The 20,763-nt window shown below is 64.4% G+C and carries 11 protein-coding genes; 4 read left to right on the forward strand and 7 right to left on the reverse strand.

Going from position 1 to position 20,763, the window contains the following annotated elements; genetic code table 11:
* Nucleotides 1-10: 10 nt before the first annotated feature.
* The 4 genes from Q9293_RS14835 to Q9293_RS14850 all read right to left on the reverse strand — a co-directional run bounded on the left by Q9293_RS14835 (nt 11) and on the right by Q9293_RS14850 (nt 8,716).
* Nucleotides 11-427 (reverse strand): ester cyclase, encoded by a 417-nt coding sequence (locus tag Q9293_RS14835; protein ID WP_306247873.1) that lies wholly within the window; start codon nt 425-427, stop codon nt 11-13.
* A 52-nt stretch (nt 428-479) separates the two neighbouring features.
* The gene (locus tag Q9293_RS14840; protein WP_306247875.1) at nt 480-1,334 is read right to left on the reverse strand and encodes an alpha/beta fold hydrolase; all 855 of its coding nucleotides are present in this window, start codon (nt 1,332-1,334) and stop codon (nt 480-482) included.
* A gap of 432 nt (nt 1,335-1,766) precedes the next feature.
* Nucleotides 1,767-4,616 (reverse strand): fibronectin type III domain-containing protein, encoded by a 2,850-nt coding sequence (locus Q9293_RS14845; protein WP_306247877.1) that lies wholly within the window; start codon nt 4,614-4,616, stop codon nt 1,767-1,769.
* Between the two features lie 278 nt (nt 4,617-4,894).
* The gene (locus Q9293_RS14850; RefSeq protein WP_306247879.1) at nt 4,895-8,716 is read right to left on the reverse strand and encodes a glycosyl hydrolase family 18 protein; all 3,822 of its coding nucleotides are present in this window, start codon (nt 8,714-8,716) and stop codon (nt 4,895-4,897) included.
* Here Q9293_RS14850 and Q9293_RS14855 point away from each other — a divergent pair.
* Nucleotides 8,709-9,077 (forward strand): hypothetical protein, encoded by a 369-nt coding sequence (locus Q9293_RS14855; protein WP_306247881.1) that lies wholly within the window; start codon nt 8,709-8,711, stop codon nt 9,075-9,077. The genes Q9293_RS14850 and Q9293_RS14855 overlap by 8 nt on opposite strands.
* Before the next feature lie 241 nt (nt 9,078-9,318).
* Here the strand turns inward: Q9293_RS14855 and Q9293_RS14860 are convergent, their stop codons facing one another.
* From Q9293_RS14860 to Q9293_RS14870, 3 genes are all read right to left on the reverse strand, one after another.
* A complete protein-coding gene (locus Q9293_RS14860) occupies nt 9,319-9,834 on the reverse strand; it encodes a hypothetical protein (RefSeq protein WP_306247882.1) in 516 nt (171 codons plus the stop codon).
* A 37-nt stretch (nt 9,835-9,871) separates the two neighbouring features.
* Nucleotides 9,872-11,518 carry a hypothetical protein gene (locus tag Q9293_RS14865; protein ID WP_306247883.1) on the reverse strand — a complete coding sequence of 549 codons (1,647 nt, stop codon included), beginning with the start codon at nt 11,516-11,518 and terminating at the stop codon, nt 9,872-9,874.
* A gap of 216 nt (nt 11,519-11,734) precedes the next feature.
* Entirely contained in the window at nt 11,735-13,156 is a 1,422-nt protein-coding gene (locus Q9293_RS14870; RefSeq protein WP_306247886.1) for a tail fiber domain-containing protein, read from the reverse strand.
* A 610-nt stretch (nt 13,157-13,766) separates the two neighbouring features.
* Between Q9293_RS14870 and Q9293_RS14875 the strand changes: the two genes are divergently transcribed.
* The 3 genes from Q9293_RS14875 (at nt 13,767) to Q9293_RS14885 (ending at nt 20,722) form a co-directional block, all read left to right on the forward strand.
* Nucleotides 13,767-15,158, forward strand: coding sequence for a PLP-dependent aminotransferase family protein (locus Q9293_RS14875; protein ID WP_306247887.1), 1,392 nt, complete (start codon nt 13,767-13,769; stop codon nt 15,156-15,158).
* A 10-nt stretch (nt 15,159-15,168) separates the two neighbouring features.
* Nucleotides 15,169-18,192 (forward strand): serine/threonine-protein kinase, encoded by a 3,024-nt coding sequence (locus Q9293_RS14880; protein ID WP_306247889.1) that lies wholly within the window; start codon nt 15,169-15,171, stop codon nt 18,190-18,192.
* Nucleotides 18,193-18,370: 178 nt separating this feature from the next.
* Nucleotides 18,371-20,722: a hypothetical protein gene (locus Q9293_RS14885; protein ID WP_306247891.1), complete on the forward strand. Its 2,352-nt coding sequence runs from the start codon at nt 18,371-18,373 to the stop codon at nt 20,720-20,722.
* The last annotated feature ends 41 nt before the right edge of the window (nt 20,723-20,763 follow it).

Raw genomic sequence — 20,763 nt, forward strand, 5'->3', positions numbered from 1 at the left:
TGAGGTTCCCTCAGGGCTCGGCCTCGATCTGCTGGAGGGCGCCATGAAGGTCCGCGCTGCCCCAGTGCTCGCAATACCGTCCCTCGCGAATGACCACGATGTCCGTCACCCGGATGCGAATGCGCCTGCCTGTGGCGGCCCGGCCCAGGAATGAGCCGGTGTGGAGACCTTCGATGGTTTTCCGTGTGGCCACCTTGTCCCCCTCTCCCACCTGATCGTGGATGTGCACCCGGATTTCGGTAAAGGCCGTGCGGAGAAGCCCGGTGAAGAAGGCGGCGAAACCATCCCGCCCCGCCGGTGTGCCCGGAACGGCCGTGTGGTTGATGAAATCCGGGGCCACCAGTTCCGCGAAAACGGCCATGTTGCCCTCCTCGATCACCTCACGGTTGAAGCGCCTCACGATGGCCTTGACGGAAGAATCGGACATGGGTCTTCCTTATGGGTAGGCAGGAACCACGCACCCTGATGGCAGGGGCTGCTCAGGTCAATTCAGGCAGCAGGAAAGTCTCCCACAACGCCTTCTTCAACCGCGCGTGGAAGAAGCCGAAGTGGCCAACGCGCTGAGTGCCGAGGTCTTTGGGGGAGAGCCGCTTCATGGTTCGAGGGGCGTTCTCGAACCAGCCGTGCAGGGCTTCAGTGCTGCGTGCGGACGTGCGTTCGTCATCCGTGAAGGAAAACGAGGTGATGGGCACCTGCACTGCGGCGAAGGATTCCCTGGCGGCCGGACCTTCGACCCCCACGGCCGAATCGGGGTGCAGGCACCATCGCCGCCATTGCTTCATGACCCCGGGCGGCAGGTCGCCCACCCTCCCCAGCCGACTGCCCGGAAAGTAGCCGCATATGCCCGTCACGAGGGGCGCCATGAAATACCAAAGCCACCACACCCTCCAGCGAAGGCCCGGGGCGCGATCCTGCCAATACCCCGTGCCCGTGGCGATGGTCACGGCCTTGCGGATGCGTTCGGGGCCCGGCAGCAGACCGAGAATCTCACCTCCCAGGCTGTGCCCCAGCCAATAGAGCGGTTTGCCCGGAACCTCCTCTGCCAGGGCCGACACCATGGCATCGCAGTCGCCACTGGCCCAATCCGAGATGGTGATGCGGAGCTTTCGCACATCGGCCAGACAGGACATCCCCGTGCCTGCGTAATCGAAGGTCGCCGCGAAATAGCCCTGCTCGGCCAGCCAGGAAGCAAGTGGCGCGTAGTGCCTTTGCAGCGCGCCCAGCCCGGGGACGATCAGCACCGCCCCCTTGATGGGCCCATCGGGCCGGTAATAGGACGCCCAGACCGGGTGACCATGTTCCGTAAATATGGGTTGGGGTCTGCCCCAGATCATCGTCGCTCCCGGCGTTCGGTCCATGGGTTAGGAGATGGCAAACCCAGGAGGCGCCTCCCTGGTTCGCGCGGCCTTCACTGAGTTCGGAGGGGCCCAACGAAGAACCTCACGTTGGCGGGGATCCCAGAATGAGCAGGACAGGCGTGGCGGCGGGGTGGAAGGCGGAGTGGCCATCTCTGAGGTTTTTCCCGCCTCCGCAATGGATCAGTGTGGAAAGGCCCAGCAGGCTTGCAGCCACGAGCGACAAGGTTCGGGTCAAGGGAACTCCCAGGGATGCCGCAAGGCATCCACGCATGAATCCATCATTTCCAATGGACTCCGCCGGCATAGATCCACTTCGGAGAAATCGCACTGGTCCACCAGAGCGCCCGCCACCGGGAAATGCGGGGCACTTCAGAGAAGGCCGTGGAGCGGATTTCCTCCCCCAAGGCCTCAGGGCCCCGTCGACACCGGATCCATGGAGGCAATGGGACTGGCTTTCCCCGCGCTGTCCACGGCAACCACCTTGTAGTTGTAGCTGGTGGAGGCCTTCAACCCGGTATTCTTGAAGGAAGTGGCCGTGCCTGCTACCGTCCCCACCGGCACGGGAATCACGTCATCTCGGTAGATGACATAGCTGGCGATGGCGCGTTTGCTGGCGGGGGCTGCCCAGGTCAGTGTGATGCTGGTGGCAGTGGCGGCGCCCTTGGCCAGGTTGAGCGGTGCCGGGGGAATGTCATCCGCATCCAGAACCATCAAGCTGTACTCGCCGCCCGCATCCTTGCTGTCCACCACGATGTGGTAGGTGCCCGCGCCAAGGCTTTTCAGGATTTCACCGTCCACCGCGACCCCAGTCCCGCCCTCGCTGGCCAGGCAGCCCGCAGGTGTGCAGGTGCTGTCCAGCAGAAACACGCGGAGGATTTTCGCGCCGCGGTCGGCCATGACGATGCGGACCTGGGTGGGTCGGCTGAGTGTCAGCCGGTAGACGACTTCCTTCCCTGGCACCTCCGTGGTGGACCCGGCGTAGTGATCCAGGGCCTGGGAGCTGGCGTTCTGCGTGTTCCGGGTATCCGCATAGGGCAGGGATGGAATCAGGTAGGGGCTGGTCGGCGTGCCCGCCCCAGCCAAGTGGACCGCCCCGGCGTCCGGCGCCGCGGAGCCGTCATGAACGACAGCCTTCGCCCGCGTGAGGCCCGTCAGAGTCACCAGATTGCGCATGGCGTAGCCGTAGTGCAATCCCACCGCGCTGAGATCGCCCGGCGCATCGTTGGTGGGATGCAAGTTGTCGGCGCCGATTCCCCAGTGATAGTCCGGCCCGATGGCCAGCATGGCCTGGTTGTAGTCGATGAAGGGAATGCCCCGGGACTGGGCGATGGATCGCTCCAGGGCCACGAAGGAGGGCACCTCGATGGCATCTTCCGGATGCGGCGGCATCGAGGTGAGGATGGGAATGACCCCCTTGGCCAGCAGGTTGTCCACGATGTCCATCATGCCGATTTGATGGCCTGTGGCCATGAAGGCGTAGGGATAGGGGGGGGCGTTGTACCAGTGGACCTCGTTCGATCCGAACATCAACACGGCGTACTGGGGCATGGCCACCTGATACTCTGCATCAAGCGCAGAAGGGTTCCCCGTCACCGTATCCCTGGCATTGGCGTTCTCTTCTGCCGCGATGCTTAGCCGGGTGAGGCTGTTGGTGGAGGCTTCCAAAGGCACCTTCGCATTGCGGAAGAACTGCGCCGTGGGTTGCAGATCCCCATGAGTGCCGTAATTGACGTTGGCGCCATCGAAGGGGCCCAGCGTATCGAGGCTCCAGGTGAGCACATCCCCCACCCGCATGAAGGCATCAGGGCGCAATCCCACGCCCCGGGCCGAGATGGCCTTGAGGTTCGCCGCGACGGCCTCGTCGATGGGCGATTGAATGAGACTGGGATCGTAGTAGGTCATGCTGGGCGGAACCTGCGGCGCCACGCGCACGGTGACCTGCTGCTTGCTGATCACGCCGGTGCTGCCTGCGAGGGTGATGGTGTAGGTGGTGGTGGCAGTGGGGTGAACCACCCGGGTTTGTTCGGCGTTGATGGCCACAGGCGCGGTGGCGCCGTCATCCAAGGTGAGGCTCTGCGTGCCATAGGCGAAGCCCCAGGCCAGGGTGCTGGCGCCGCCAGAGGGGATGTTGGCAGGGTTGGCCACGAAGTAGGCCAGGCTGGGACTCCCCGGAGGATCCGGCGCATAAGTTGCCTTGGCGGTCGTGGCTCCCTTCCCGTTGGTGGCGGTCAGCGTGTAGGTGGTGGTGGCGTCTGGACGTCCCAGGAAGACTTCGCCGCTGGCATCGCTGATGGGTTGCACGCCTTGATCAATGCTGAGCTTGTCGGCCCCGCTCACATACCAGACCAAATCGAAGCCGCCGGCCATGGGCTTGATGAAAAAGAACCGGATGATGGGTTTCCCATCGGCGGATTGCACCACCACTGTGGCCTCGGCGGTGGTGGTGGCGCCTCCGTTGGAGGCGGTCAGGGTGTAGGTGGTGGTGGTGGCGGGCGTCACCGTGGCAGCCGATTTTCCCGTCACATCGCCGAGGCCACCGATGGTGAGGCTGGTGGCGCCCGTCACGGTCCAGGACAGGCTGCTGCTGGCCCCAGGAGCGACCGATGCGGGCGTGGCCGTGAAAGCGGTGATGACAGGCGCAGGCACGGCCGAAGTCACCGTTACGGTGGCAGTGGCTGATTTGGCGGTATCCGCCACGCTTGTGGCCTTCACTTGGAAGGTGCCGGCGGTATCGGGGGCGGTATAGAGGCCACCAGAGCTTATGGAGCCCGCCTGGCTGCCCACGACACTCCAGGTCACGGCGGTGTTCGTGGAACCTGCCACCGTGGCAGTGAAGGCCTGGGTTTTACCGGCCTGCACGGTGATGGCGACGGGGCTGATGGCCACGGACACCGCCATGGTCAAGGGGGCGACAGTCACCTGTGCCTTGGCCGTGGCCGTGCCAGCGCTGTTCGTGGCCGTGAGTGTATAGGTGGTGGTTGCGGCGGGACTCACGGACACGCTGCCGCTGGCGCCACTGGCCGCGGGCGCTCCCTGGTCGATACTCAGGCTGGTGGCGCCACTGACATTCCAGGCCAGGGTGCTGCTGGCACCAACGCTGATGGTGGCTGGCATGGCCGTAAAAGCACTGATGACCGGCACAGCCATGGGCTGTGCCGGGGTCGAGGTCGATGCCGTGGATGTACCGCCTCCTCCGCAGTGGAAAAGGCTGAGAGTTCCCAGCAGACAGAGGAATAGGCTGCGATGCGCGCGGTTCATGAAACTCCCAGGATCGGGGAAGCCACCCTGGATTCATCTTTCCTGACGCAAATCCAAATTCTTGATCCGCTTTTACGAAATATGGACTGGTCCACTTCGTCCGCCTCGGGCATTCCTCCCGCGACGCATATGATCGACACCGCCACGATATGACGCGCCGAGGCAGAGTCAAAACCAGCGGGGCCACCGGATGGCGGAGGCGGCCATGCAGCCACCTTGATCCACCCTCCGGTTGCGCGCTGGAGGAAGTCCAGGCCGGGAGCCCCTGGCCGTTACAGCTAGGGTTTGAAATGCTCCGCCTTGATGGCCTTCATCAGAGGATCCTTCTCACCGCTGGTCTGCCACTCCAAGTAGCCTTCGCTGATCGTCCAGATGATCATCCCGCCCAGACCATTGGTTTTGTAGTACTGGACCTTCGCCGTCAGCGATTGCTCATTGTCGTAGGGCACATAGGTGGTCTTGATGGGGTTGCTGGCATCTGGGCTGGCCGCGGCATCCAGGGTGGGCGGTGCCGCCGCCGTGAGGTAGGCGCTCTGGGCCACCGCGTCATAGGTCTGGGTCATCATGGGGAAGTAGTAGTGGGCCAGTTTTGAATAACTGGCATCGTTGTCACTGTAGCGAGGCTCGAAACCGTCCGGCGAATCACCGTTGGGATTGGAGCCGGTCGATTGCCGGGGGCCTGTGAGGTAGGGGCCTCCGCCGGTGTAGGGAACGAAATTCTTGGCATTCCCCCACTGTCCATTCATGCCCTTTTCGTAAGGCCATCCGAAAAAGCCCACCCCGATGCAGATCTTCTCCTTCGGGACCCCGGTTTTGATGAGCGTTTGAACGGAATCATCAATCGTCAAGGGATGCGAAGGGGCGAAGTCGTGGAGGGCTGACGGGAACCAGCTGTCCCAACCGGACTGCGCTTGCAAGAGGTAGCTCATGAGATCGAGGCGGTCCACATAACGGGCCAGCTGAGCGTAGTAGGCCTCGCTCAGATCCGCTCCCATGTGGTTCACCCCGATGGGCGTGATGAGAACCTTGTCCGGCATGGCGGAGCGGATGGCCTTGAGCAGGGCCAACAGGGTGGGGCGGTCCACACTGCTTTCCCAATTCAGATCGATGCCGTCAAACCCGTAGTCCGTCATGATCTGCTTCAGGTTTTGAACAAAGGTCGCGCGAATGGCAGGATCAGACGTGGCCGTGAAGCCCGTGGCCCCGGCGCCGCCGACATGCACGATCACCTTGGTGCCCGCGGCGTGGGCCAACTGGACGGTCTGTTTCGCCCAGGCGGGTCCGTTGGTGGGATCGATCCAGAAGGTGGTGTCAAAGGTTCCGCTGGCCGAAGGGAGGATGCTGCCCACGCCGACATGGGTCATCGACGTGTAGTCCACCTGATTGGGCGCCTGGAGCCCCCGATGGTAGCCCATGTAGTAGCCCACCACCCAGGTGGCGGGCACGTTCCCGCCCACCACGTTCACCGTGACCGTTTCCACCGCGGTGCCGCCGGCGTTGGTCGCGGTGAGCACGTAGGTGGTGGTTCCAGCCGGCGTCACGGTGACCTGGCTGCCCGTCACGGTGCCCGGCGCCGGGCCGACGGTCAGGGTCGGATTGCCGGTGACCGCCCAGGAGAGCGTCACGCTCCCGCCGGCGGCGATGCTGGCCGATGAAGCCGAAAAGGAGGTAATGGAAGGCGCAGCGGGAACCACCGTCACCGTGGCTTCCGCCCATTTGGTGGCATCCGCATGGCTGGTGGCGCGGACATGATAGGTGCCAGCGGTGCTTGGGGCTGTGTAGGTTCCGGAAGCTGAAACTGTGCCCCCCGTGGCGCCCTCCTTGACCGTCCAAACCGCCTGCGTGTCCTGGTTGTGCAGCACCTGGGCCGTGAAGGCCTGGGTGGCGCCGAAAGCCAGCGTCACGCTGGCGGGAGCCACTTGGACTTCCGTGGGCAGGCTGCCGGTGGCATTCCCCCCAAGCACCTGACTGCCGCTCCAGGTGCGGTTGAGGGTCAACCACAGGCGGTGCTGGGCAGCATCATAGGACGCGAAGTAATCCTGGTCCGCCACCAGGGTGGTGCCCCCCAGCGTGATCTGGCTGGGCACACCGGCGACATCCCTCACGATGAAGAGGGGGTTCTTGAGGTCCCCCGCTCCGGCATTGAGGGTGGCCTGGAAGGCGCCGGTGGCGTCGGCGATGAGTTCAAAGGCGCCATAGGTGGCGTTGTATCCCGCCTTGGCATAGGTGACCGAATCCGTGCGGCCCGCGCCGCCGGGCCCCTGCGCGGCCACCGTCCCTTTGCTCGCCGTCAGGGTGGCCCCCAGCTTCCGCTCCATCTGGGTGACATGGGAAGCGACCGCGGCATCCGAATGTCGTCCCAGCACCATGTAGACGGAGTAGCTCTGATAGGGAAAGCCCGAGCTCTTGGTTTGATAACCGTAGTTGTCGAAGGAAGCCTGGCCCACGGCGCCGTACATGAGCCCCCAGGCCACGCGCTTGCTGGCCGTCGGCCCAGAATCCCCCAGCTCGTACTGGTTCAGCTGGTACGGCCAGTTCCAATTGGCGGGCATGAGCCACGTGCCGAAATTGCCCTTGGTCACCACCCGGTTTTCGGACGTGTGGCCCCAGTTGTCGCTGAGCCAGGTTCCACCGGTGCTGTGCTGCAGCCAGCTAAGGGTCTGCACCGAGCCCATTTCGGCATCGGGATTCTTGATGTACTCAAGCACGTAGGGAACGGTATTCGTCTGCGTGTAGTCCCACTTGCTTTGGGCCGTGTAGGGCTCATCCCGGGTGAAGAACTTGTAGTTGTCGCCCCAGGCCACGCCATCGACGTTGGGGTTGCTACCATCGCCTCCGAACTGCATGTCGCCGTAGGGTGATCGGCTGTCGATGAGGTGGTTGCTGTCGAACCCCGAGGCGCCCGCTGCCGACGTGTCGTAGGTGATCGCATAGATGGGATGATCCTGGCCCGTGGCCATGAACCAATGCACGGTGGCCTTCACGGGCGCCCCCTGCATGTTGTAGGTCCACGTGAATTCATGGATGGCGTGGTGCGGTCCCGTGAACACCTGCCGGTACTGCCCCGTGTTGTCCGCCGAGGTCGCGCCCCACACGGAGCCGCCATCCCCGAAATGGTTCACCAGGTAGCCCCACCCGTTCCAGGAGCCGCTGGCGCCGGTACCGGTCACCACGCGCTCTGCGCCGTTGGCGAAATAGCGGTACTGCCGCAGCATGCCTCCGTGGGACCCGCCGGGGTCGGCGGCGTCGTTGCGCGTCAGCACGGCGGTGCGCTGCTGCTTCGTGGAATCCAGCCAGCGGTAGACATCGGAGTTGTAGCTTCCGGGCTTTTCATTGGCCACGCTCAGGAAGGCCCAGGCGCCCGCCTGCTGCGTCTGCACCGTCACCGCTGCCGTGGCGGACTGGGTGCCATCTGCCGCGCTGGTGGCCGTGACGGTATAGGAGCCCGCGGTGGCGGGCGCGGTGTAAAGACCGTTGGCCGAAATCGTTCCGCTGGAAGCCGTCCACGTGACGGCAGTGTTACTGGCGCCCGTGACGGTCGCCGTGAACTGCTGAGTCTGGCCCGTCTTCAGGGTGATCGCCGAGGGTGCGATGGTGACCCCCACTCCCTGGGCTGAGACTTTCACCGTCGCCGTCGCCGACTTGCTCACATCCGCGGCGCTGGTGGCCACCACGTGGTAGGTTCCAGCCGCGGCAGGAGCGGTGTAGAGGCCACCGACGACGGTGCCGCCACCCGATTCCTGCACGGTCCAGGTCACAGCGGTGTTGCTCGATCCGGTCACAGTGGCGCTGAACTGCTGCGTTTTGGAAGCCTGAAGAGAAACAGTCGCAGGGCTGATGCTGACGGACACCGCTGGGGGCGTGGTGGTCACGGTCACCGCGGCGGTGGCTGATTTCGTGGCATCCGCCACACTGGTGGCAATCACATGGTAAGTGCCCGCCGTGGCTGGTGCGGTATAGAGGCCCGTAGCATCCATCGCTCCACCGGCTGTTTCCTGGACGCTCCAGGTCACGGCGGTGTTGCTTGCGCCTGTCACGGTGGCTGTGAACTGCTGGGTTTTGGTGGTTTGGACCGCCGCCGCCGTCGGATTGATGATCACGACCACCCCAGTTGGCGGGGGCGTGGTCGTCACCGTCACCGTGGCGGTGCTGGTCGTGCTTCCGTTCGCATTGGTGGCGGTGAGCATGTATGTGGTCGTCGCCGCTGGCGCCACGGTCACCGACCCGGTCGCTCCGCTGGCGGCGGGTGCCCCATGGTCGATGGCCAAGGTCGTGGCCCCGGACACGGACCACGACAAAACGCTGCTGGCACCGGGCGCGATGCTGGCGGGACTGCTTGAGAAGCTGGTGATGACCGGAAGGGCTGACGGAGGCGCCGGGGTGGAATTCCCGGATGATTTCCCGCCACCCCCGCAAGCCGTCAGAACGAGCATTCCCAGCAGACCCATGACAAGGCTGTGAACCAGGCGTTTCATGACCGACTCCCAAGAGCGCCCGGAGGCACACGAGGGTTATCATTCCCTAGGGATTTCCTTTGGGTTGATCCGCTTCTGAGATATTTCACTGGTCCACTTAGGGGTCGGCCATCCCTGCTTCATCGCCTTGATGTCTTCCAGAAGCTGGACTCGGCCAGGGGGGCGGGCATGGCAACCTTTCCACCCCATTAATCGCATGGACTGGGGCGGCAAATCCCGCGTCCCACCTATGGCTTTAGCAGCTCCACGGGGATGGGATGTTCTTTGGTCTCCGACTGCCATGTGACGCTGGCGATCCACCAGCGTCGGCCATCGTGGTAGAGCTGCAGGCTGTTCACACCGCGGGAAAGCGTGTGTTCGGGCCCTGACTCCGTTTCATAGGTAGAGAGCACCGTGGCAATGTTGCCGTAGCGGTGAGTCACTCGGTGGATCTCGCGCTCGCGGAAGCCCGCCCGGACCATGGGTTCGGTTTCATCCACCAGGCGCTGGTGATCCCAGATGTCCACCTCGTGGCCAATGCCCACGAAGCGGATCCACGGGCTGTACAGCGTGCGGTCCCGGCCCCACTGCCTGGGCCCGTCCGGCGCCACATTCACCACGTCATAGAAGGCCTTCATGATGCCGTCCAGATCGACCACATCTTCGCGGAGAGGTGCTTGAGTCGGCACGGGCACATGGGCCGGTCCGCGCAGGCAGGCGAGGTTCAGGAGGATGAAGCAGGCCGTACCCAGGCATCGAATCATGGATTACCTCATTCGCTGGTCGTGTTCATGGACTGGCTCAACGGGCGATGGCAAGACCTCCGCTCTTAAGGAAGGCCCCCGCATGGGTCTTCATGAAGGGCTGGCCATCGGTGTAGGTGTCGTTCTGGTACATGGACTGGCCATCCGCCCCCGCGCCGAAGAGGAGGGCGATGACGCCCGCATCGGCGAACTTCCTGAGGTGGGCATCATCGCCAGCGAAGAAATACTCGGGCCGGTTGTCCTTGTAGCCTTCCCGGTCTTTCCAGGTGTTCGGCACATTCAAATGGTTGCTGTTGCCCAGGGGAATCTGCCAGAGCACCCAGCGTTTCTGCGCCTTGAGGTTCCACAGACGCAGCCACTCGGCGTAGCGGTTGAAGCTCTTGCTCGTGATGGGCGCGCTGTCGCTGGCATCCCACCAGCGATCTTCGCCAGCCGTGAGCCGGTAATAGTCCGAATCGCGATCCAGCGGGTCGCCCACCAGCACGTCGAAGGTCTGACCGGTGACGTTTGCAGCCAGGCCCAGCTTCGACAGGAATGCATAGGCCTTGTCCACTTCGGGCTGGAGGGGCAGGGTCACACTGAAGTAGGAGATGTCCTGCAGAGTGGCCCAGGCGGAAATGTGCATGCCCAGCACCACGTTGGTGGCGCCCACGGCCTTGCGCAGTTGCAAGAAGGCCAGGCCCCAACCGGCGGCGGTGTTGGGCAGGTCCTTCAGTTCAGGCATGCCGGTGCTGGCGATGGCCGCGGGCGCATCCGGGTTGCCCCCGCTCTGGATCTCCATGTAGGCGTAGCCATCCCCCTCCATGAGCACCAGCACCGGTTTTCCGAACTCCTTGCAGCGCTGCATCAGCACTTTGAAATCGTCAAAATAGGAGGCCATGGTGGCGGCGTTCTGGGTCTTGCTGTAGAACTGCCCCTCGCCGCCGCCGGGCTCGTCGTTCATGCAGTAGTACTGCACCACGGGAATGGCGCCCATGGCATCGCACTCCTTCATGAAGTTCAAGCCCCACTGGCCTGAATTCGTGGGGTCATTATTCCAATTGTTCCGCCACCCCAGCGTGAAGTAGTGGTACCGCATGTCCCAGGGCACGCCGCTGGCCTTCATCCAGGTCTTGCCCGGGTCCTCCACCAGCCCCACGGAAAGGCGCGCAGGCAGCTGAGTGGGCACTGAACCCGCCGCAAGGCTCCCAGCCACGGCGGAATCACTGACCGTGATGGTGGCGGTGGCGGATTTGGAGGTGTCGGCCACGCTGGTGGCCTTGAGGTGGTAAACGCCGTTGGTGGCGGGCGCCGTATAGAGACCAGAGGCATTCACCGCGCCGCCGTTGGCCTCCTGAACCTGCCAGGTGACGGCGGTGGTGGTGGTGGTGCCTGTCACCACCGCCGTGAAAGCCTGGGTGCCGCTGGGCTTCACCCGGGCGCTGGGAGGAGTGACGGATACCGTCACCCCAGGGGCACCCACCGTCACCGTGGCCGTGGCTGTGGTGCTGCCGCTTTCGTTGGTGGCCGTCAGGGTATAGAGCGTGGTGGCGGCTGGACTCACAGCCACGCTGCCCGAGGCGCCGCTGGTGGCCGGGGCGCCGTGGTCGATGCCCAGGCTGGTGGCGCCGGTGACGTTCCAGGACAGGCTGCTGCTGGCCCCCGGGGCGATGGTGGCCGGACTGGCGATGAAGCTCGTGATCACCGGAACCGCTTTCGGTGGGGGCGGGCTTCCACTTCCGGACGATTTCCCTCCCCCGCCGCAATGAAGAACAGCGAGCATTCCCCATAAACCCATGATGAGGTTTTGAATCAGGCGTTTCATGGATCGTCCTCCGAAATCCTTCGGGATTCATTCTTGAGCATGCCCTTTCGATGCGTCTTCCCGCTGGTCCGCTCCATGGGAAATGCCAGTGGTCCACTACTTTCTGGAACCCGCCAGCACCTGTTCCAGTTGCCGCTTGAGGGCGGCCAATTCGGCCTGGGCGGCCTGGAGTTCCCGCTTCTGCTTCTGAAGCTCATTCAGCAGCATCGGTGCCAGCTCGTGGTAAACCACGGTCTCCACCTGGCCTTCCTTGTCCTTCACCACCAGCTCCGGCAGCACCTTCTCCACTTCTTCGGCGATGAGCCCGAAGTGCTCGCCGTCCTCCGGCTGGCTCTTGTAGCGGAAGGTCACGGGGCGCAGGTCAAACAAGCGGCTCGTCCGGTCGCCCATGTCGTTCACATCCTGCTTGAAGCGGATGGAGGAGGACACGGTGCCCAATTGCCCGTTGGCATCGATGACCACCGGGATGGCGGCGCCTCCCGTGGTGCGGCCCCGCACGCCCGCCAGGAAGGCGCGGGTCTGGGAACTCCCGATGCGGATGGTGTCGGCCTCTCCGCCCGCTCCCACGTTACCGATGGCGATGTTGTTGCTGCCGGTCAGATTGCGGCCTGCTTCGTAGCCCAAGGCGATGTTGTCGGAGGCCGTGACATTGGCTTCCAGCGCCCGCACGCCGAGGGCCACGTTGCGGCTGGCCGTCGTGCTGTTCCGCAGCGAGTAGTGCCCAACCACGGTGTTCTGGGAGCCCGTCGTGCTGACAGCGAGCCCATCGTTGCCCACGGCGATGTTTTCCGTGGCGTCGATGTTCTTAGCAAGGGCCCAGGTGCCGATGGCGATGTTGACGGATCCGGTGTTGTATTCCAGGGCGGATTTGCCGATGGCCGTGTTCCAATTCCCGGTTTGGTTGTTCCGGAGCGCATCCGCGCCCATGGCCGTGTTGAACCCGCCTGTGTTGTTGCTGATCAAGGCGTTGCTTCCCGTGGCTGCGTTGTAGCCGCCGGTTGTGTTGGAAGTCAGGGCATTGATTCCAATGGCAGTGTTGTACACCCCGGTGGCGTTGTGCATGAGCGCCGCCCCCCCGAGAGCGGTATTCCAGCTTCCCGTGGTGTTGTCATTAAGCGACCCAGAACCAATCGCCGTATTGAAGTCGCCGGTCGTGTTGTTGAGCAAGGCATAGGTCCCCAGCGCGGAGTTGTGGCCCCCGGTGGTGTTCCAGTTGAGCGCATTGGTTCCCACCGCCGTGTTTTCATGCCCTAGGGTGTTGTGGTACAGCGCATTGGCGCCCAGCGCCGTATTTAGATTTCCACTGATGTTGCTGATGAGGGCATAAGTGCCCAAGGCATTGTTCTGGTTTCCTGTGGTGTTGTGTTGGAGTGCAGATACGCCCAGGGCGGTATTGGAGCCCCCTGTGGTGTTCGAGGCGAGCGCCTGAGTGCCCAAGGCCAGGTTGCTGCTCTGGGCCTGAGCGCCTGCAGCCAATGCCAGCGCGAGGGCGGTGGTGACAAACGCTTTCCGGTTCATGGTGTCACTCCTTTTGGGGAAGGGCAGCTCGATGCATGCCCGGGGGCTGAAAGGGGTCTTGCCGCGCCAAGGGTGATTTCAACCAACGAGTCGAGCGTGACGCCTCCTCTTCCGGCACTTAGACCAAAGGGCCGAAGCACCGCAGGGGAACCAAAAGCAGGCATGATCGCCGTTGGATCAGACCGAGGAGGAGGGGGACCTCCCCAGGTCGATCATCTGGATCCGCCGGACGGAAACAATGATCCACCCTCAAGAAATGAGGCTGGTCCACTCACGGCACCCTCGATTCACAAGGGAAATGCCCTGGTCCGCTTTATAAAAAAATCCCTGGTCCATTCGGCCTCTGCCGGATTAACGTCATAGCAGAGTTCTTTTTCATTGGATCAAAGCCCCGCGGCTCCCAAATTCTTCCCATTCATGGGCGATCGGTTTGACTTCCCTACCGGCCGCTTCCGATGACCCCGCCCATGAATGGAAGGTTTGGCTTGACCCCCCAAATTCTCCCGCCCGCCTCGAGGGGCATCTTCCTTGCGGATCCGCACCGATGAGAATCCCGGATCTACCCATCCACATCTCACACACCTCACCTCAGCCGCTGGTGATGCAGATCGTGGACGCACTGATCCTGGCCATGCGCAGCGGCCTCCTGCCTCCGGGCTCTCCCATCCCCGGCACACGTAAACTGGCGGATCAGCTGCAGGTGAGCCGGGGAACCGTGGTGGCGGCCTTTGAAGAGCTCCAGGCCAAGGGCTGGATCGACGCCAGCAGCGGCAGCGGCAGCCGGGTGTCCGACCCCCTTCCCCGCCCGCTGAGCCTGCGGCCCGGGCAGACGCCACCGGTGCTCTCCCCCCAGGCCTTCGACCTGCCCACCCGTCCGGAGCTGGCCACGGACCATACCAGTCGGCTCTTCAAATTGTCTTACGGCGTGACGGATGCGCGACTGATGTCTGCCGAGATCCTGGGCCGGGCCTACAGCCGCGCCATGCGGCGCCGGGCCAGCGATGTGCTGAATTTCGGCGATCCCCTCGGAGAGATGGATCTGCGGCAGGAGCTGGTGAACTACCTGCGGGAGCGGCGCGCCATCCAGACCGATGAGATGGGCATCCTGGTGACCCGCGGCTCGCATCAGGCCCTCCGGTTGATCGCCCTGGGCCTCCTGAAGGCCGGTGACCGTGTGGCGGTGGAGAACCCCGGCAACCCCTCGGCCCGGGATGCCTTCCTGCAGCAGCAGACCCAGCTGGTTCCCATTCCGGTGGACGATCAAGGGCTGGATGTGGAAGCCCTGGAACGGGCCCTGGCCGAGGGCCCCATCCGTCTCCTCTACCTGACACCGCGGTTCCAGGTGCCCACCACCGTCACCCAGAGCGCACCCCGGCGCCAGCGTCTGTTGGAACTGGCCAAGCACCACCGCTTCGGCATCGTGGAGGACGATCCCGAAGCCGATTACACCCTCGAAGGCCCCACCGAGGCTCCACTGGCAGCCTTCGGCACCTCCGGTTCGGTGCTGTACCTCTTCTCCTTCTCCCGCCTCCTGGCCCCTGGCCTCCGCCTGGGGCTCATCGCGGGCCCCAAGGATGCCATCGCGCGTCTCGCCAAGGCCCGCCTCCACACCGACACCCTGGGGGACATGGCCCTGGAACGGGCCTTCGCCTCCATGCTGCAGGAGGGCGAGATCCGCCGCCACGTCCACCGGGTGCAGCGCATCTACCGGGAACGCCGGGACCACCTGGTCTACCGGCTCAAGGATCTCTTCGAGGGCGACTTCACCTTCACCCTTCCCCCGGGGGGACTCTCCCTCTGGATCCGCACCCGGCCCGACCTGGACCTGGAGTCCTGGCAGAGGGGCTGCATGGACCGCGGGGTTCAGTTCCAGCTGGGTCAGTCCTATTTTATCAACCACACGCCGGTTCCAGGTTTTCCATTCGCCTTCGGCTCTTTCGAACCCGAAGAAATGGATCAGATTTTGCTGAGAATGCATCACGCGCTGACCCAACACCGCTGATGACGATTCCATGAGTGATCTCGAAACCCGCATTCTCGACCTCGCCGTGCGGCGCGGCCTTCTCGATTCCGCCGACTTGGACGCCCTCACCCTTGAGGAGGACACCCTCGGCTCCCAACAATGGGGGCCGCGCATCACGTCGCTCCTGCGCTCGGGCCGCCTCGATCAGCAGGGCCTCCAGGCCCTCATGGGCGATCTCTTCCATGGCTCCACCGAATCCCGTGCGCCCGAGGGATCCGACGACACCCTCATCCTGCCCCAGGGACTGACCTGGCAGGGCTATCAGGATCTCCAGCTCATCGGCGTCGGCGGCCAGGCCCTCATCTACAAGGCCAGGGACATGCAGCTGGATCGCTGGGTGGCCCTGAAGTTTCCCATCCACGACCGGCCCCAGCGGGTGGCCCACATGCTGCGCGAGGCCCGAGCCCAGGCTCAGCTGGATCATCCCAATGTCCTGAAAGTGCTGGAAGTGGGCGAGCATCAGGGCAAGCCCTTCATCGCCATGCACTATGTCGAGGGCGGCAACCTCGCAGAGAACTACGTCCGCTTCTCCATTGAAACCCGTGTGCGCCTGATGAAGGCCGTTGCCGAAGGCCTTCAGGAGGCCCACAGCCATGGCCTGCTGCACCTGGACCTCAAGCCCGGCAACATCCTGGTCGACACGACGCACCCTGAGGAGCCCTGGCCCTACTTGACGGATTTCGGCCTGGTGCGGCTGGAGGATTACGGGGGCCGGGTGCTGGCCGAACGCCTGCCAGCTTTCGGGACGGCCCCCTTCTCCAGTCCTGAGCAGATGGCGCGAGACTTGGCCCACCTGGATCGCCGGAGCGACATCTATTCCCTGGGGGCCACCCTGTATTCCGTGCTCTCGGGGCACACGCCCTTCGATTCAAGGGATCCCCTGGACATCCTCGGGATGGATCCCGTGCCCTTGCGGGCCCGGGATCCCATGCTTCCCAAGGATCTGGAGGCCATCGTCGCCAAATGCCTGCGGTCCGCCCCGGAGGAACGGTACGGCACCGCCAAAGCCGTGGCCGATGACCTGCAGCGCTTCCTGGATGGTGTCCCCGTGCATGCCCGTCGGCCCTCCCCCGCCTACCGCCTGGCCAAGTGGGTGCGGCGGAACCGCAGCCTTGCGGCAATGACGGTCATCGCCATCCTCTTGTTCACCGGATTCGGCACCTGGGCCATCCTGGCCGCGCGGCGGCAGGCACTCCAGGTGCGGCTGGCCAACAAGTACGGGCGGGATGTCCAGAGCATGGAGCAGCTCCTCCGGCTGGCCCACCTGTCCCGCAAGCACAACCGGCGTCCGGCCGTAACAAACGCCCGGGAGACCATGGCCGCCATCGAACAGGAAATGAAGGCCCTGGGACCTGGCGCCATGGGGCCTGGGTCCTACGCCCTGGGCATGGGCCACCTCGCCCTCAGCGACTGGGACGCGGCGCGGCGGCATCTGGAAACCGCCTGGCAGGCGGGCTTCCATTCTCCCGCCTGCGCTCAGGCCCGCGGTGAAGTACTGACCCATTTCTTCATGAAAGCCAATCCGCGGCTCAACCTCATCGCCGACCCGGCGCAGCGGGAAGTGGAGCGGAAGCGCCTCGAAAGCACCCTGCGCGAACCGGCCCTCGCCTGTTTCGAAATCGCCCGGGCAGCGGGCCTGGAAACGGCCTACCAGGAAGCCATGGAGGCCTACCTCGCCAGGGACATCGAGCGGGCACTGCGCTGCGCCCAGACCGCCTTCGAGCAGACCCGCTGGCGCTATGAAGCGCGCTTCCTGACCGCCGACCTGCTGATGGAACAGGCCATACCCCTTCGCGCTGCGGGCGACATCGCAGGCGCCCAGCGGAAATGCGACGAGTCGCTGAAGGTGCTGGAACCTGTGACCGATATTGCTCCCAGCGATCCCGCCAGCTGGATCAAGATCGGCCTGCTCTACTTCAACATGGCCTTTGACCGGCGGCAGGAACCGCAATGGCTGGAGCGGGCCCTGGCCAGCTTCGCCACGGCAGTGGAAGTCGATCCCGGCTTCGGAGAGAGCTACGGCTACCTCTCCATGGCCCAGGGCGCGGCTGCGGATGCGGTGGAGGTGCAGGGCGGGGACCCCATGCCTCTGCTAAACCTTTGCGTGGCCAATGGCGAGATGAGCCAATCCCTCACGCCTCCGGGCCAGGTGAACACCCATCTGGGCGAAGCCTATGGCTGGCGCGCAGGCGCCCTTCTGAAACGCGGGCTGGATGCCATTCCCGACCTGGACCGAGCCATCGCGAACCTGCGCCAGGCCATCGACCTTGGAAACCACGAGCACGTCACCTATACCCTCCTGCTGACGGTCTCCAAATGGCGAGGCGAAGCGGCCTTCCAGGTTGGAGCGGACCCCGTCCCGTACCTTGAACAAGCCATCGGATGGGCCCGAAAAAACACCCAGTTCGATGCCTCCAACCTGCAACGGCAGAAGGTCTTCATGGAGCGGCGCCTCGACCTTCTGGACATGCAGTTCCGCCTGAAACAGACGCCGAAAGCGGGTGTGATCGAGGCCCTGGTTCAGGAAGCTCAAGCGATCCTGGAACGCACGGCCAAGGAGAACCGCTTCAAAGCCGAACTCCGGGTGGTGCTCGGTCGCGCCCTGCGCCTCCGCGCCCGCGAAGCCTTCCATACCGGGAAGCCCTTTGAAGCTGATTTCGAACAGGCCCTCCAACTCACCCGGAAAGCCGTCGAGCAGGATCCCAAAGAACCCGCCTTCCAGGCCGAACTGGCCAAGGCCTGCCTGGAGGCCGGTGGCTGCCAGTTCCAACTCAACCTGCCCTGCGATGCCATCCTTAAACGCGGCCTGGCAGAGGCCCGGAAATACCAGCGCATGGTACCCGGTCGGGCGGATGCCGCCGGGATGCCCTTGGTGGCCGAGTCCTTCTTGGCCCGGGCCCAGCGTCAGCCCCAGGATGTGGCCAGGTCTGAGGCCCGCTTGAAGCAACGCCTGGCTGAGCATCCCCGCGAGGCTGCTCCTCTCAAAGCCCTTCTCGCCCTCCAGGGAGACTGAGCCGGGTGTCCCCGAAGTGGACCAGCGGTTTTTCTCAATAGTGGATCTAGGCCGGGAGTCCCTCCTGCGGAATGCTGGTTCAGCCGGGTGATGCCCGGCCTATGAAGCGATTTCACCCCCCACCGCTTCACCACAGGAGGTTGCCTTGTTCTTGCACCTGACCCCAAGGTCGGGCCGCATGCGTATGCTTCGGCAGGCGTTCGGCCCCGTGTCCCTGGCCATGGCCTTCGCCCTGGCTTTCACCGCCTGCGGCGGCGGCGGAGGTTCCTCCTCGGGAACCCCCGTTTCCTCAGCACTCGCCATCGGCACCCAACCCGCCAATGCCACCGCCGCAGTGGGCGCCACGGCCACGTTCAACGTGGTGGCCTCCGGTGGAGCCGCACCCTACACCTACCAGTGGAGCAAGACCCCCAAGGGTGGCACCGCCGCCGCCATCCCCGGCGCCACCTCGGCCGCGTACACCACGCCCGCTCTCGTGGCCGGTGATGATGGCGCCACCTTCACGGTGACCGTCAAGGATGCCGCCAACGCCAGTGTCACCAGCAATGCCGCCACGTTGACGATCGGCACCGTTCCCGGCGCCCTGGCGGTCACCCTGGCCGATCAGAGCGTGGCCTCCGGCACCCCCGCCACCTTCACCCCCACGGTGACCGGCGGCAAGTCCCCCTTCACCTACGCCTGGAAGAAGGCTGGCGCCACCATCACCGGCGCCACCGGCGCCACCTACACCACCCCCGCCACGAGCAGCGCCGATGACGGCGTGCAGTACTTCGTGAGCGTGACGGATTCCGCCACCCCCGCCGCCACGGCCACCGCCTCGGCCATCCTGCATGTGACCAATCCGCCCCTGACCACCCTGTTCGACACCAAGCTCAGCGCGGTTCCCGCGGTGACCTTCCTGCTCAAGAAGTCCGATGGCACTGCCCTCGGATCCAGTGTCAAAGTGGATCAGCGGATCACGGTCCCTGGCGGGTACACCGTCGCCAGCACGGACTCAGTGGCCGATGGCGCCACGGGCCACTTCCGCGCCCGCACCTACCCCATCCGTCTGGTGGGCGATACGAGCAAGAACGTGGGCGACCACCTGGAAAGCCTCACCGTGAGCCAGGATGCCACCCTCACCTACCAGGCCTCCAGGCAGAACTGGACCGTCGTGCTCAACGGATACGCCTCCTCGCCAGTATCCCCCGCTTCCTTCACGCCCCTTACCAGCTACGCCGTGGACATCTACCAGTGCGACAGCCAGGGCGTGGTCGCCTGGGGCCCCACTCAAACCGGCTTTGAAGATCCCCGCGTCCTGACCGTAACCGGCACGGTCGCTGCCAACGCCAACACCGTCACCTTCAACACCGAGCTGTTCAAGGGCACCTACCGGGCCGTCTTCATTCCCAAGGCCGGTTCCGATTTCGCCGCGGGCGTTCCCCTCTACCTTTCCGATGTCATCACCGTGGCCGGTGGCGGCGTCACCAACGAGAACCAGAGCCTGACCCTGCCGGGCCCCAGTGATGCGAAGCGCTTCACCCTCAAGCTCAGTCCCAAGACCGGAGCACCGGCCTTCGCCGCCAATGATTTCTCCGTGGAATTGCGAGACAAGACCTCCCTGCTGCGGGTCGCCTACGGGAAGATCAAGGCCGACGGCACCGTCTCCTTCCCCACCAACCTGACCGATGTCATCGCTGCCGTCACCGACCTCCGCGCGGGACCGGCTCAGAACAAGGTCGTGGCGGTTAAAACCTTCACCGGCCTCACCACGAGCACCCCCACCGCCACCCTCACCCAGTACAACGTGAAGGGCAGCGTAACGGCTCCAGTGCCCATTCCTGCCACGGCCAAGGTGACTGTGGGCCTCAAATCAGGCCTCACCGGCGCCAATTGGGACCGCGATCTGGGCTCCCTCGTCTTCCCCGTCACTCTCGCCACACCCTCATTCGACCTGAACCTCTTTGAGGGCGATTGGGCTGTCAGCGCCGATGCCGCCAGCATCCCCCAATGCCCAGATGGCCCCACGGTCGCCTTCACCCTGACCGCCGACAAGGCCGATGCCAACGTGGCCATTCCGACCGGCGGCATCATCACCGGCACCCTGCAGACCAAATCCAACATCACCCTGCCAAACATCCAGATCGACTTGGTTGACCCCAACACCGCCCGGGTTGTGAAGTCCACCACCAGCGGGGTCGGCGGCAAATACATCTTCTACGTGCCCTATGGCACCACCTACAACTTGGTAGTGGACTCCGACGCCTATGTGACCACTGGCTTCACCGCCTCCGCCAGCAGTCCGACCGTGACTCGGGACCTGGTGCAGTATCCGGTCAACGGCCGCATCACTGATGGCTCCGTGGGCATTCCCGCCCGCGCCTACGCCGGTGCTGCCAACAATCCCATCACTGCCGCCGCCGACGGCACCTTCACCCTGAAGCTGTTTGAGGGCCAGAACTACGTCTGGATCAATCCCCCCGCAGGCCCGAGCAACCTGGGCCCGGCCGTTTTCACCAATGTCGTGGTCAACAGCACCACCGCACCGTAACCCCCGGGGGCAACCCCACGCGAGCGAATGCCCGGCCTCGG

This window comes from Geothrix sp. PMB-07 (assembly GCF_030758935.1).
Taxonomy (GTDB): domain Bacteria; phylum Acidobacteriota; class Holophagae; order Holophagales; family Holophagaceae; genus Geothrix.